The organism is Streptomyces sp. NPDC058985, from assembly GCF_042740985.1.
GTDB lineage: Bacteria > Actinomycetota > Actinomycetes > Streptomycetales > Streptomycetaceae > Streptomyces.
Map to the genome: position 1 here is coordinate 142,370 of NZ_JBHYJX010000012.1, position 13,827 is coordinate 156,196.

At 72.3% G+C, this 13,827-nt stretch carries 12 protein-coding genes and 1 pseudogene; 4 read left to right on the forward strand and 9 right to left on the reverse strand.

From position 1 onward, the window contains the following. Nucleotides 1–1,638 carry a maltose/glucose-specific PTS transporter subunit IIBC gene (gene malX, locus ACFW01_RS14105; RefSeq protein WP_234957808.1) on the reverse strand — a complete coding sequence of 546 codons (1,638 nt, stop codon included), beginning with the start codon at nt 1,636–1,638 and terminating at the stop codon, nt 1–3. Nucleotides 1,639–1,995: 357 nt separating this feature from the next. Here malX and ACFW01_RS14110 point away from each other — a divergent pair, with 357 nt between their 5' ends. Further along, entirely contained in the window at nt 1,996–3,246 is a 1,251-nt protein-coding gene (locus ACFW01_RS14110; RefSeq protein WP_234957807.1) for a hypothetical protein, read from the forward strand. Nucleotides 3,247–3,307: 61 nt separating this feature from the next. Here ACFW01_RS14110 and ACFW01_RS14115 read toward each other — a convergent pair whose 3' ends face one another. Both ACFW01_RS14115 and ACFW01_RS14120 read right to left on the reverse strand, forming a co-directional pair. Beyond that, nucleotides 3,308–4,924: a transporter gene (locus ACFW01_RS14115; RefSeq protein ID WP_234957806.1), complete on the reverse strand. Its 1,617-nt coding sequence runs from the start codon at nt 4,922–4,924 to the stop codon at nt 3,308–3,310. Then, complete coding sequence (locus ACFW01_RS14120) at nt 4,921–5,262, reverse strand: hypothetical protein (protein WP_234957805.1); 342 nt, start codon at nt 5,260–5,262, stop codon at nt 4,921–4,923. The genes ACFW01_RS14115 and ACFW01_RS14120 overlap by 4 nt, the downstream gene beginning before the upstream one ends. Before the next feature lie 411 nt (nt 5,263–5,673). Here ACFW01_RS14120 and ACFW01_RS14125 point away from each other — a divergent pair, with 411 nt between their 5' ends. After that, nucleotides 5,674–6,516, forward strand: a complete 843-nt coding sequence (locus tag ACFW01_RS14125) for an RNA polymerase sigma factor SigF (RefSeq protein WP_234957804.1) — start codon at nt 5,674–5,676, stop codon at nt 6,514–6,516. A gap of 204 nt (nt 6,517–6,720) precedes the next feature. Here ACFW01_RS14125 and ACFW01_RS14130 read toward each other — a convergent pair whose 3' ends face one another. After that, nucleotides 6,721–7,551, reverse strand: coding sequence for a helix-turn-helix transcriptional regulator (locus ACFW01_RS14130; RefSeq protein ID WP_234957803.1), 831 nt, complete (start codon nt 7,549–7,551; stop codon nt 6,721–6,723). 128 nt (nt 7,552–7,679) lie between these two features. Between ACFW01_RS14130 and ACFW01_RS14135 the strand changes: the two genes are divergently transcribed. Further along, entirely contained in the window at nt 7,680–8,534 is an 855-nt protein-coding gene (locus tag ACFW01_RS14135) for an NAD-dependent epimerase/dehydratase family protein (protein WP_234957925.1), read from the forward strand. Nucleotides 8,535–8,576: 42 nt separating this feature from the next. Here the strand turns inward: ACFW01_RS14135 and ACFW01_RS14140 are convergent. From ACFW01_RS14140 to ACFW01_RS14160, 5 genes and pseudogenes are all read right to left on the reverse strand, one after another. After that, nucleotides 8,577–8,759, reverse strand: a pseudogene (locus ACFW01_RS14140) (TetR/AcrR family transcriptional regulator); the annotation flags it as partial. A 9-nt stretch (nt 8,760–8,768) separates the two neighbouring features. Further along, on the reverse strand, nt 8,769–8,924 hold the full coding sequence (locus ACFW01_RS14145; protein ID WP_234957802.1) for a DUF6510 family protein: 156 nt from the start codon (nt 8,922–8,924) through the stop codon (nt 8,769–8,771). Nucleotides 8,925–8,929: 5 nt separating this feature from the next. After that, the gene (locus tag ACFW01_RS14150; RefSeq protein ID WP_234957801.1) at nt 8,930–9,766 is read right to left on the reverse strand and encodes an alpha/beta fold hydrolase; all 837 of its coding nucleotides are present in this window, start codon (nt 9,764–9,766) and stop codon (nt 8,930–8,932) included. A gap of 86 nt (nt 9,767–9,852) precedes the next feature. Continuing rightward, nucleotides 9,853–11,538 (reverse strand): cytosine permease, encoded by a 1,686-nt coding sequence (locus tag ACFW01_RS14155; protein ID WP_234957800.1) that lies wholly within the window; start codon nt 11,536–11,538, stop codon nt 9,853–9,855. Nucleotides 11,539–11,690: 152 nt separating this feature from the next. Beyond that, nucleotides 11,691–12,245, reverse strand: a complete 555-nt coding sequence (locus tag ACFW01_RS14160; protein ID WP_384503709.1) for an RNA polymerase sigma factor — start codon at nt 12,243–12,245, stop codon at nt 11,691–11,693. Nucleotides 12,246–12,292: 47 nt separating this feature from the next. On the opposite strand from ACFW01_RS14160, the gene ACFW01_RS14165 reads away from it, so the two are divergent. Next, the gene (locus ACFW01_RS14165) at nt 12,293–13,675 is read left to right on the forward strand and encodes a serine/threonine-protein kinase (RefSeq protein WP_234957798.1); all 1,383 of its coding nucleotides are present in this window, start codon (nt 12,293–12,295) and stop codon (nt 13,673–13,675) included. Nucleotides 13,676–13,827: the final 152 nt, after the last annotated feature.

The window sequence follows — 13,827 nt, forward strand, 5'->3', positions numbered from 1 at the left end:
TCAGCCCACCGGGATCATCGTGGCGATGGCGTCCTTCACCGACTGCACCTGCGGGCCGATGATGACCTGCACGCTGTGTGCGTCGAGCTTGACGACCCCCACGGCACCCAGCTTCTTCAGCCGTGCCTCGTCGACCCGTTCGGCGTCCTCGACCGTCATGCGCAGGCGGGTGATGCAGTTGTCCAGGGACCGGATGTTGCCCGCGCCGCCGATCGCGTCGAGGATAGCGACGGCGTCGTACTTCCCTGCGACCAGCTCACGCGGGGCCGCCGCCTTCTCGGCGGAGCCGGCGGGCGCCGCACCGTCGTCCTCGTCCCGCTGCTCCGCGTCCTCCTCGGCGCCCTCGTCCGGGTCGTCCTCGCGGCCGGGAGTCTTGAGGTCGAAGCGCCTGATGGCCCAGCGGAAGAGGAAGTAGTACACGGCGAACCACACCGCCGCGATGACCGGTATCAGGTACCACTTGGTCGTCGAGCCCTGGAGCACGCCGAAGACCAGCCAGTCGATGACGTTGCCGTCGGTGTTCCCGATGTAGACGCCGAGCACGGCCGCCGTGAGGAATCCGAGACCGACGAGCACCGCGTGGATGGCGTACAGCCACGGGGCGACGAAGAGGAACAGGAACTCCAGCGGCTCGGTGATGCCGCCCACGACACAGGCGACGACGCCGGACACGAGCAGGGCCTTGATCTCCGGGCGCATCCGCCGCTTCGCGCAGTGGTACATCGCCAGCGCGGCGCCCGGCAGACCGCCCAGGTAGGCCGCCATCTTGCCCTGGGAGAGGAAGTGCGTCGCGTCCGTGACGGCGGAGCCCGGCGCGGCCGAGCAGTCCAGCTGGGCGTAGAACATGTTGAGGGCGCCGGAGACGTGGTCGCCGCACACGGCTCCGGAGCCGCCGACGTCGGTGAAGCGGAACATGGCCACGAGGATGTGGTGCAGCCCGATCGGCCGCAGCAGGACCTCTCCCATGCCGAAGAAGAAGGGCCCGAAGACCCCCGTGTGCCCGATACCCCGGCCCACCGCCGTGATCCAGCCGTTGAACGTCGGCCAGACCAGCGGGATGAGGAGACCCAGCACGCTCAGGACCAGGGCGGAGACGATCGGCACGAAGCGCAGCCCGCCGAAGAAGGCGAGCGCGTCGGGCATCCGCTGGGTACGGAAGCGCCGGTGGAGCAGGCTGACAACGATGCCAACGGCCACGGCGCCGAGCAGTCCCGTGTCGATGGACTGCACGCCCAGCACGTCGGCTGTGCCGTAGTGCTCGATCGCCTTCTCGTCCTCGAAGTCGACGCCCTTCGCGGTGAGATAGAAGTTCACCGCGAGGTTCATGGCGGCGAAGCCGACGAAACCTGAGAAGGCCGCCACGCCCTTGTCCTCACGCGCGAGACCGAGCGGAATCGCCATCGCGAAGAGCACCGGGAGGAACGTGAAGGCGACCAGACCGGTGTTGGCCATCCAGGTGAAGACGAGGTGCCAGCCCTCGCCCTTCAGGAAGGCAACGTTGTCAGTGACCGCTTCGCTGGACAGGGAGGAGCCGATGCCGAGCATGATGCCGCAGAACGCGAGCAGGGCCACCGGGAGCATGAACGTTTTGCCGAGCCCCTGGAGGAATTCCCAGAGTGCGGCCTTGGTCTTCTGCATGTGTACGGAACTTTCGAGCCTGAGGGGGGACGGCGGACCCGTCCGTCCGCCGCACGGATCACATCACAGCAGGTTGGGGACTGTCCATGGACCGACGGCCCGTACACGCCCGCCCTACGGCGAGGTCTCGGGCGTGCGAAGGCGTGGGTCACGCGTCGAAGGCTGAATCGACGGTTCGCGGTCGGCCCTGGCCTGCCCGGCCGGTGATTTCGCCGATTCCGCTGTCTCCAGAGCCTGTTTGACTCGGTGTCAGCCGGCCCCGGAACGATCCACGGGGATCGGGAGCAGACACCACTCGCGAAACCGACAGGGGCGCGCCGACGCTGTCGACCGGCGCGACCAGAGGGGATCTCAGGTATGTCTCGCATCAAGGGGCGCCTCCGCCTACTCGGCGCCGCGGCCGTGGGCATCACGGCGGTGGGAGCCACGGGCGTCACCGCACCTCCGGCCCGGGCCGCCACCCCGGTCTACAGCGAGGACTTCGCCGACGGGCTCGGCACCTTCACCGCGTCCGGGTACGTGAGGACCGGAACGTACGGCGCCCGGCTCGCCGGGTCGCTGTCCTCCGGCGCGTCCATCGTGTCCGTGCCCGTCGACCTGACCGGGTACGGCGACCTCACGGTGTCCTACACCCGGACGGCATCGGGGCTGGACCTCGGCGAGGCCTTCACCGTGGCCTATTCGACCGACGGCGGTTCGTTCACCACGCTGGAATCGGCGCGCGCGGCCTCGGGCGCCGTGTCGTTCCCCCTGCCGGAGTCCGCCGAGGGCGGAGACCTGCGGCTGCGGTTCTCCCTGGACGCCGGCAGCGTCCTGGAGACGCTGACCGTCGACGACGTGGTCATCGAGGCGGCCGACGGCACGGGCCCGACCGACCCGCCGGCCGGATCGCTGCCCCCGGTGGACGACGTCACCGAGCCCGGCCCCTACCCGGTGACCGTCGACGAATCGGCCGGACCCGGCGATGACGGCTGGCTGGTGTACCCGGCCAACGCCGGCCAGGACGGTGTGGACCACCCGGTCTTCGTCTGGGGCCCGGGTGCGGGGTCGGACCCCGCCGACTACGAGGACATGCTGCGGCTGTGGGCCTCGCACGGGTTCGTCGTCTACAGCGAGGTCTCGTCCAGCGACGGTGCCTACATGGTCGACGCCCTCGACTGGCTGGAGGAACAGAACGCCAGTCCCGGCAGCCCGCTGTACGGGGACGTCGACACCTCCGAGATCGCCTTCGGCGGCCACTCCCGCGGGTCCCTCGGCACCTTCGACGCGGCCGGCGAACCGCGGCTGGACACCACCATCCACGTGGCCGGCGGATCGTTCGACGGCAACGGCCCCGACAACCTCCGCACCCCGGCCCTCTACATCGGCGGTGACGAGGACTTCGCCACCGCGAACATGGAGCGCGACTACACCAACACCGACGTGCCGGTGTGGTTCGAGGTCCTCGACGGCACTGACCACATCCTGGCCACCCGCAACGGCCGGCACGTCATCACCGCCTGGCTCCGGTGGCATCTCGCCGACGAGGAATTCCGCCGTACCGAGGACTTCCTCCGCTCCGACTGCACCTTCTGCGGCCTCGGCGACGTGCGGTACAAGAACTGGTGACGCCTCGGCAGCACGTGTCCGTGCCGCCCGCCGGACGTCGCCGGTGGGCGGCACGGACGGCTCAGGCGGCGTCCACGTCCAGTTCCCTGTGCCGCTTCGGAGCGGGCCCGCGGCCCGCCGCACGGCGGGGATCGGTGACGCTGCCCAGCCAGCCCAGCAGGAATCCGGCCGGCCCCGTCACCAGGCCCGGGATCGTCACCTCCCAGACCCGGAAGTCGTACCCGGGGAAAATCGACGTGGGCGTGCCCGACGCGTACGGTGACAGCGCCAGCGCCGCCACGCTCAGACCGGTGGCCCCCCACAGGCACCACAGCGCACCGCGGGCGGTGAACCCGGGCCAGTGCAGCGCGTACAGGAGAACCGGCGCGAGGCCGGCGCCGCAGACCGTGAGCCAGAGCGTCGAGACCACCACGAGGTTCCAGTCGGCGGTGACGACCGCCACGAGCGCGGCGACCGACCCCGTCAACGCGGCCGCCCACCGGGACGCGGTACCTTCCCCGCCGCCGGCCACGCGCCCGCTGGACGCGTGCGGGTCGGCGGGTGGGCCGGAGGCGTGCCTGCGGGACGCGCCCAGCACGTCCCGCCCCAGGGCGATGCCGGCGGCGAGGGTCACGTCCACCACGGCCGCCAGCGCCGTGAGGAACAGGACACAGGCCATGGCCGTGACCAGGATGCCGCCGCTGTCGAGCGCGCGCCCGAGCAGCAGCGGCGTGAACACCTGCGCCTCCGGACCGGCCTCGCGCAGCGCCCCGCCGACGAGCGCGGCCGCACCGACTCCGACGACGGCGAGCGCGCCGTACAGGAGGGTGAGTTCGCCGAGCATCCAGCGACCCACGGTTCGGGCACCGCGCGGGCTCTTGGTGGAGATCGCCCGCATCAGCACGGCGGGCATCGCCAGCGTGGCCATCGACATGCCGAAGAGCTGCCCGATCCGGTTCACGGCCCCCACCCAGCCCTCACCGGTGTAGCCGCCCGGACGCAGATACGCCTCGCCCAGCCCCGTGCCGTGCGCGGCGGCGTCGAGCAGCCGTCCGGGATCGCCGCCGAAGCGGTGCACCACGAGCACGGCGGCGATCACCAGCACGGGCAGGGTGACCGCGGACTTCGCGATCATCACCACACCCGTACCCCTAATGCCTCCGCTGACGGCCAGCGCCGTCATGACACAGCCGATCACCACGATGCAGCCGGTCCGCGCGCCGGGCTGCCCGAGCACCGCCGCGGCCACGTTGCCGACCACCACCAACTGCACGACCAGCAGCGGGAAGCAGACGAGCAGGGTCACCACACCCCACGAGACGCGTACCGCGGGTCCGCCGCTGCCGCGCGCGTCCAGCATGTCCGCCGCCGTCAGCGTCGCGTGCCGACGCAGCGGCTCGACGATCAGCACGAGGAACAGCATGACGCCGATCAGGCTGCCCAGCATCACGCCGAGGGCGTCGAAGCCGGACGTGGCGACCATTCCCACCAGCACGGTGACCGTCGCGACGGTGGTGGTGTCGCCCCCCATCGCGATGCCCTGCTGCCAGGAACGCAGCCGTCGGCTGTCGGACCTCACGAGAGCCCGGTCGTCGTCGTCGGCGCCGGTGACGACGCACAGCATCAGGCAGACCACGACGAACACGGAGAACGCGGCGAGGACGAGGGAACGGGACGAGGGGTCGAGCAGCGTGGTCACGACCACCTCCGGGCGTCCGGCTCCGAACCGAGCCGGTCCAGCCGACGCCCGTACTCCACCAGCGCGTGCACACCCACGGCGAGGGGCACCACGGCCAGGACCACGCCGAGACTCACCGGTCCGGCGATTCGTGTGCCGTACACGGCCGGTACGAGGGCGGCGGGCAGTACGTAGAGCAGCCAGACGGCGGCGATCCGGAGACCGAGCCGCAGTCCGACCGCCAGCCGCGCCGCCTCGCCCCCGACGTCCCGCCCCCGCTGCGGCGGCGGAGGTCTCTCCCCGGCTGCGGGCTCGTGCTGGTTCGGCGGCTCGTACCAGGGCTGCGATCCGAGGGACATGCGCGGCTCCGCTCATGTTCAACCGGCACCCCGGCAGGGGCGCGCGTACGGGTGTGGGGTGGGCGCGCAGTCAATCAGGACCACGCGCTGCCCCGTACCGCCCTCGCGCAGATCTGTTTCCCGGCCCAATGCGAAGCCCCGCCCACGGTGAACGCGCACTGCGCGAACGGGGCGGCCGTGCAATGGCGGTGGAGAAGGCGGCGCTGTTGCGCCGCCTCGCCGCGGACACCGGACGCACGCCCGCGGCCACCGTTCACATGTGCTCCCGAACCAACCACGCGCCGCGGATCCCTGCTCGACGTGAGCCTCGCCTCACCAGCGAAGTCGCCAGGCATGGAACGGAGAGGGCGGGGTACGCCCTGCGACGTCAATTCACGGTCCGGCGAACGCCGGAGCGATGCGGGAGGAAAGATGATGGCGACGACCGTGCAGGCGGCCGGGTGCCGCGCCGCTGTGCCGGAAGTGGCGGATCCGTCCAAGGTGGCGCCCAAGGACGCCCGGGAGCTGTCGAGACTGTTCTTCGATCAGCTGGCCGTGCTGGAGGAGGGCACGCCCGAATACCAGTACGCGCGCAACACGCTGATCGAGATGAACATGTCCCTGGTTCGGTTCGCGGCCGGCCGGTTCCGCAGCCGCGGACCGGAGGAGATGGAGGACATCGTCCAGGTCGGCATGATCGGCCTGATCAAGGCGATCGACCGGTTCGAGATCTCGCGCGAGGTGGAGTTCACCTCGTTCGCCGTGCCGTACATCGTCGGGGAGATGAAGCGGTTCTTCCGGGACACCTCGTGGGCCGTGCACGTCCCGCGGCGCCTGCAGGAAGCCCGCGTACAGCTGGCCCGCGCCACCGAGGAACTGCGCAGCCGGCTCGGTCGCACCCCCACGACCAGGGAGCTCGCCGAGCTGATGAGCCTGCCGGAGGAGGAGGTCCGCGAGGCCCGCGTGGCCTCCAACGGCTACAACTCCGCCTCCCTGGACGCGGCCATCAGCGGCAGTGAGGACGGCGAGGCGGCCCTGGCCGACTTCATCGGCACCGACGACACCGCGCTGGCGCTCGTGGACGACTTCCACGCGCTCGCCCCGATGATCGCCGAACTGGACGAGAGGGACCGGCAGATCATCCACTGGCGGTTCGTCGAGGAACTGACCCAGAAGGAGATCGGCGAACGGCTCGGTGTCTCGCAGATGCACGTGTCCCGGCTGATATCGCGGCTGCTGGGCCGCCTGCGGGAGGGCATGCTGGCCACCGACTGAGCCCTGCCGGGGCGGCCTTGACCGACGGGCGGTGTGTCGGCGGATCCCCTGTTCGACGGGACCCGGTGGCCCCCGCCGCCCCATGCCCGCCCTCTCGCCCGCCCCGGGACGGCCCGGGGCGGGCGTCCGCGTTGTCGCGGTCCCGGGGCGGCTCCGGGCGGCCCTCACCGCCCGGCCCCGGCTCCTCGCCCCGTACCGCGGTCCTTACGGCCGGGGAGCGAGGTCCTGCACCCCGATCACGCGCAGCAGGGCCAGTCGCTCGTACGCCGGGGTGCCCGGACGCGCGGAGTGGACGATCAGCTGCTGGCTGTGCCCGTCGCTGAGCAGTACCTCGCAGTCGAGGTCGAGGACGCCGACCACCGGATGCACGAAGCTCTTCGGCGACGGGCGGCGGACCACCACGTCGTGCTCCAGCCAGAGGGCCTCGAACTCCGGTGACCGGGAGCGGAGTTCGGCCACCAGGGCGGCCGGGCCCGGATCGTCGGGGCGGGCCGCGGTGACCGCCCGCAGGGTCGCCACGTGTGCCCGGGCGTGCTGGGCGTGCTTCTCCGGTGGGGCGATGTCCCGGGCGCCGGGCACCGTGAACCAGCGCTGGATGAGGTTCGTGCCGGTGTGCTCACCGGTGAGGGCGACGGACATCGCGTTCTGCGCGAGCATCACGCCCCAGTCGCTCACGACCGCGGCCGGCAGGTCGTGCAGGCGGTCCAGGATCAGCAGCAGGCCCGGGCGGACGTGGTCCGAGGAACCACCGGGCCGGGGCGGTTCCTCGCCCGCCAGGTGGAACAGGTGGTCCCGCTCGGCGTCCGTGAGCCGCAGCGCGCGGGCGAGGGCGGTCAGCATCTGCCGGGAGGGGCGCGAGCCGCGCCGCTGCTCCAGACGCGCGTAGTAGTCCGTGGACATCCCCGCCAGGAGCGCGACCTCCTCGCGGCGCAGGCCCGGCGTACGGCGCCGTGGGCCCGCGCTGAGACCCACGTCGCCCGGGCTCAGGCGGGTGCGGGCGCGCCGCAGGAAGTCGGCCAGACCGGTGCGATCCATGGCTCCAGCATCCCTCCCGGCCCGGCCGGTATCCAGGGAGAGCCGCTCCCTGGATGACCGCGTCTCTCCCGCCTCGGCCGTGACGGCGCCACGCTTCGGACATGGCTACGAAACATGAGGAGGCGGCCATGCTGACCCTGGTGACGGGAGCGACGGGGCAGGTGGGACGGCGGTTCGTGCCGCGGCTGCTGCGGAGCGCGGCCCCCGGCGAGCGGCTGCGGGTGCTGGTACGGGACGCTGCGCGCGGCGAACCCCTCGCCGCGCTCGGTGCCGAGGTACTGGTGGGCGACCTGCGCGACGCGGAGGTGCTCGGCAGGGCCACGGCGGGCGTGGACACGGTGGTCAACGTCGCTGCCGCCTTCCGCGGTGTCCCGGACGACGAGGCGCGGGCGGTCAACCACGACGCCGCCGTGGAGCTCGGCCGGGCGGCAGCAGCCTCGGGCGTGGAGCGGTTCGTCCAGGTCAGCACCGGACTGGCCTACGGGGCGGGGAGGGGCAGGCCGCTGGTCGAGAGCGACGAGACCGTGCCGGGCACGCACCTGTGGGGCGCCTATCCCGAGTCCAAGTGGGAGGCGGAGCGCGCGCTCGCCCGGCTGGACGGCCTGCGGGACCTGCGCATCGCCCGGCTGCCCTTCGTCTACGGCGATGGCGACCCGCATCTCACCGACGTGATGGCCTGGGCCCCGCGGTGGCCCGCGATGCAGCGCCTGCACATGGGTCACCACATCGACGTGGCGCAGGGCCTCCGACGGCTGCTGTACGCGCCGGGCGCGCGGGGCGTCTACAACATCGCGGACGACGCCCCGGTCACCACGGTCGACCTGTTCCTGCTGAACGGTCTTCCCGTGCCGGGGGAGGTCCACGACCGCGAGACCCCGGATCCCTGGCACGGCGTCATGTCCACCGACCGCATCCGGCGCGAGCTCGGCTACCGGCCCCTGGTCCCCTCGGTGTGGACGGCGAGGGAAGCCGGCCTCCTGTGATCCGGCCGACGGCGTGTCCCGTCGACTCGCCCGCTCAGGGCGTCACGGAGACGGGACCGGCGTGCGCAGTGCGTCCACGACGAGGTCGAGGAGCCGGCCGGTGCGCGACGGATCGTCCTCGGCGGCCGTCGACAGGAACACGCCGAGCAGCATCGCGGTCACGTCGTCGGCTTCGACGTCCCCGCGGAGGGCGCCCGTACGCGCTCCGGCGGCCAGGAGCGATCCGCCCCCACGTCAGGCCGTGCGGAACCGGAAGGCTGCGGACGCGCCGCCCAGGCTCAGCCACATGTGCCCCTCCTCGGACACCATGCGCAGGGCGACGCGTGAGCAGGCGGGGCAGCGGGCGGTGAGGCCCGGGTCCGGGCCGTAGGACACCGGCCACTCGTGCACGATGCCTAGGCGTGCGCGCCGTCCGTCCGTACGAAGTCCAGGACGAGGGAGACCACCCGCTCGGGGAACTGGTCGTGCGGATAGTGCCCGGCGCCCTCGATCATGTCCAGGCGGCCGAGCCCCGACGGCAGGGCGTCGACGATGGCCGTGCCCTCGGCGCGCGGGTCGGCCCAGTCGGGGTCCAGCGTGCCCATCACCACCAGGACGGGGCAGCGCACGTTGGCCAGTTGCGCGCCGGCGTCGCCCGGGGTGCTGCGGCCCATGCCCTGGAGGGCCTTCATGCGTCCCGGCTCGCGGAGCATCGCGTCGATCCTGCCCAGCCGCTCCGCCCAGTCGGCCGGCTTCGGGCCGGGGTAGGCGACGTCGAGGTAGGAGCGCCACAGCGGCCGGCTGCCGAGGACGCCGGCGCCGAGCAGCCGCAGCATGCCCCGCCGCACACGCCGTACGCGCAGGTCACCGAAGCGGACCGACTGGGCGCGCGTGAACGGCGCCAGCTCCACCACCGAGGTGATCAGCGAGGGCTCGCGGGCCGCCGCGACCGTCGCCGCGCCGCCGGAGATCGAGTGGCCGACGAGCACGGCCGGGCCGCCCAGCTGACGCACCACGGCGAGCAGGTCGCCGGCGATGTCGGTGCGGCTCCAGGCCGGCCAGTCGACGCTGGATTCGCCGCAGCCGCGCAGATCGACCGCGGCGACCCGGAAACCGGCCTCCACCAGGGGCGGGACCACGGCACGGTAGGCGGCCCGGCTGTCGCCCATGCCGTGCGCGAGGACGATCAGAGGCCCGGACCCCGACACCTCGTACGCGATCGTGCCGCCGTCGACGGCCAGGTACTCGGTCATGACACTCCCCGTGGTGAACCAGCAGCGGCTAACGTTGTTAGCTCCAAGCTATTGCTGTTAGCCGCCGCTGTCAACGGGCGACCCGCTCAGGCGGGTGCCGGGGACGGGGGCAGCACGTGGACGGCTGCCTTGTCGGTGCTCAGGCACAGTGAGCAGACGAACGCGGCATGGGCCTGGCAGGCCGTCATGTCGGGTCGCTCGTAGCACTCCCCGCAGACGTGGCACTCCAGGGTGACCGCGCTGGGGTTGCCCTCCGGGTCCAGCGGCGGCTCCGCGATGCCGTCGTCGGTGCGCCGCAGGTAGTACCGGCCCCTGGTGGCGACGGCCATGACGGGCGTGAGGACGAAGGCGATCACCGCCGCGGCGACGGGGGAGTAGGGCTGCATGGCGTCGCCCAGCAGATGGAAGTACATCGCGATGGACAGCCCGGAGGCGGCGACGAAGGACACCACGCCGACCGGGTTGACGGGGTGGAGCATGCCGCGCCGGAACTCGGGGGCGTGCGGGGACAGTTTGAGCAGGTACTTGTTGACGCCGATGTCGGTGGCCACCGTGACGACCCAGGCGATCGCGCAGTTCGAGTAGAACCCGAGGAGGCTGTTGAGGAAGCTGAACATGTCGGCCTCCATCAGCGCGAGGGCGAAGCCCAGGTTGACCAGGACGAAGACGAGACGCCCGGGGTAGGTCCCGGTCACCCGGGTGAAGGAGTTCGTCCAGGCCAGCGAACCGGAGTACGCGTTCGTCACGTTGATCTTGATCTGGCTGATCACGACGAGCGCCAGCGCCAGCGGAAGCACCGTCCACGACGGCAGCATCGCGTCCAGCGCGCTCCTGAACTGCTGGATGGGCTCGGTCGCCGTGGCCGGTCCGACCTCCGCCAGGATGTACACGGCCAGGAAGACGCCGATGGCCTGCTTGAGGGCGCCGAGGACGACCCAGCCGGGTCCCGCCATGACGACCGCCGTCCACCAGGCGCGCTTGTTCGCCTCGGTCTTCGGGGGCATGAAACGCAGGTAGTCGATCTGCTCGCCGATCTGGGCGATGAGGGACAGGCACACCCCCGCCCCCAGCAGGACCGACGCGGTGTTGACGCCGCCGTCGCCGTCCGTGCCCGCGTGGGCGAGGAACCGGTCGACCGAGCCGGGGTCGGAGGCGACCAGGTAGACCAGCGGGGCGACCATGAGCAGCAGCCAGACGGGCGTCGTCCAGACCTGGAGCCGGCTGAGCGCCTTCATGCCGTAGATCACCAAGGGGATCACCATGACGGTGGAGACCAGATAGCCCAGCCACAGGGGCATCCCCAGGCCGTACTCAAGACCCTGGGCCATGATCGACCCCTCCAGGGCGAAGAAGATGAAGGTGAAGCTGGCGAAGATGACGCTGGTGAGGACCGACCCGTAGTAGCCGAAGCCGGAGCCGCGGGTGATCAGGTCGAGGTCGATGTTGTAGCGGGCGCCGTAGTAGGCGAGCGGGAAGCCGGTGACGAAGATGACCACCGCGGCCACCGCGATCGCCAGCAGCGCGTTGCCGGTGCCGTGGGTGAGCCCGATGCCGGCGCCGATGGAGAAGTCCGCCATGTAGGCGATCCCGCCCAGTGCGGTGGTCGCCACGACCATCGGGCTCCAGCGCCGGTAGCTGCGCGGCGCGAAGCGCAGCGTGTAGTCCTCCAGGGTCTCCCGCACGGCCTGGTCGGCGCGGGGTGCCGTCCCCGGTCCCGGCCCTGGTTCCGGCCCTGGTTCCGTGGCCTCCGTGAGCTGGGGCTCGACGCTCATCCACGCCTCTTCCGCCGTAGGGGGCGAGCGCCGGGCGCGCTCGTCGTGTCCATGGCGGACGACGGTAGGTCGGACGCGTTTCCGACCGCTCTCCGCGGCGTGACGGCCGCGTTTCCGGCCCAGGCCCCGTGCGCTCCGGCGGGCGGTCGCGGTCAGGCCGAGGCGTCTCCGAAGTAGGACTTCACCCTCCGGCGCGCCTCGTGCAGCCGCGACTTCACGGTACCCAGCGGCACCCCCACCCGCTCGGCCACCTCCGCGTACTCCAACTGGCACAGGTCGCGGTAGACCAAGGGCGCGACCAGGTGCGGATGTTCCCGCTCCAGCCGGTCGAGCGCGTCCAGGAGCAGCAGCCGGGAGCCGGCGATGACGCTCGTGGTGCGCGGATCGACGTGCTGGGAGTCGTCGATCACCGCGGGCTGTTCGGCGCTGCGCCGCTTCAGCTCGCGGTACTTCTGCCGGGAGCAGTTCGCGACGACCGTGTACAGCCAGGTGCCGAACCGGCTCCGGCCCTCGAAGGTCCCGATCTTCCGCGCGACCTGGAGCAGCGCGTCCTGGGCCGCCTCCTCGGCGTCCTCCCGGCACGGCAGGAAGTGCCCGCAGCGCCGGACCACCTCCGGGCGGATACCCACGAGCAGTTCGTCCAGCGCCGAGGAGTCCCCGGCCGCCGCCCGCCGGGCCAGTTCCTCGGTGCGGGGCGCGTCGTGCACGGTGGTCCTCTCGGTCGGTCGGATCCGGGGCAATGCATGATAGGCACATGCTTTCCTCCGACCGGATCGGGCGCTATCGGCTGGAGCGGCGTCTGGGCACGGGTGCCTTCGGCGTCGTGTGGCTGGCCCACGACGACCAGTTGCAGGCGCCCGTGGCCGTCAAGGTCCTCGCCGAGAACTGGTCGGAGCGGCTGGACGTGCGGGAGCGCTTCCTGTCCGAGGCCCGCATGCTCCGCAAGGTGCGCTCCGCCCACGTGGTGCAGGTCTACGACATCGGCGAGCTGCCCGACGGGCGCCCGTACTTCGTCATGGAGTACGGCGACGGGGGCACCCTCGGCGACCTCGCCGACGGATCCCTGGCGCTGGAGGACGCTCTGCGCCTGACCGCGCTGGCCGCCGAAGGGGCCGCGGCGCTGCACGAGTCCGGCGTCGTGCACCGGGACATCAAGCCGTCCAACGTCCTGCTGGCCACGGCACCGGACGGTTCGCGCCGGGTGCTGCTCGCCGACCTGGGACTGGCCAAGAGCCTCGCCCACGCCTCCGGGCTCACGCTCGCCGCCGGGAGCGCCGGCTACCAGCCGCCCGAACAGGCGCAGCCCGGCGGCGGCATCGACGAGCGGGCCGACGTGTACGCACTCGGCGCCGTCGCCTACCACCTGCTCACCGGCACCGTCCCCGCCGCGCCCGGGCAGGTGGTCCCGGTGGACCGGCTCCGGCCGGGCCTCCCGCCGCGGGTGGCGCACGTGGTGACGCGGGCCCTGGAGCCGGAACGCGAACGTCGCTGGCCCACGGCGCGGGCGTTCGCCGGGGAGCTGGAGCCGGCCGGCGAGCGGACCGGCCGGATCAGCATCCGGCGCCCGCGCCTCCGTCGGCGGACGCTTCTCCTGGCCGCCGGCGCCCTCGTCCTGGCCGGTGCGGTGACCGCGACGACCGTGCTCGTCGACCGCGGCCGTGCCGCCGCCTCCGAGGTGACGGTCAGGGACGGCACGGGCCGGGTCGGCGTCCGCGTCCCCAGCTCCTGGGGCGGCCAGAAGCAGACGGGCGGCTGGGATCCCGCGGCCCTCGGCCTGCGCGCGGGGCACGAACCGGGACTGATCGTCGCCGACGACCTGAGCGCGTGGGGGGACCCGGACGCCGAGGCGCAGGGCGTGTTCGTCGGGCTCGGCGGCGAGGGCGACGTCACCGCGAAGGTGGACGGCATCGAGCACGACGGGTGCCGCTACGCAGGGGCGCGTGCCTTCACCGGCGCCGAGTCCACGGGCCGGGTGCGCACCTGGACGGACTGCTTCCACCAGGGCGAGACGCTGGTCGAAGCCGCCCTCGGACCGGCCGGCGGCGGGACCCGGCCCCAGGCGTACGTGCAGATCCGGCTGCGGGGCACGGATGCCGACGTCACCCGGGTGCTGGACTCGGTGCGCGTCACGGCCTGAGTGCCCCCGGAGCCGGGCCCGATCCGGCGGAGCGACGCAATCCGTTCGGGTGGGGTGACGCAATCCGTTCGGGGTGATCGCGAACTTTTCCGCGGGTAGGCGCATCGCATCACCTGACGGCGCACAGGGCGCCGCAGGCCCGCACCGGCCGG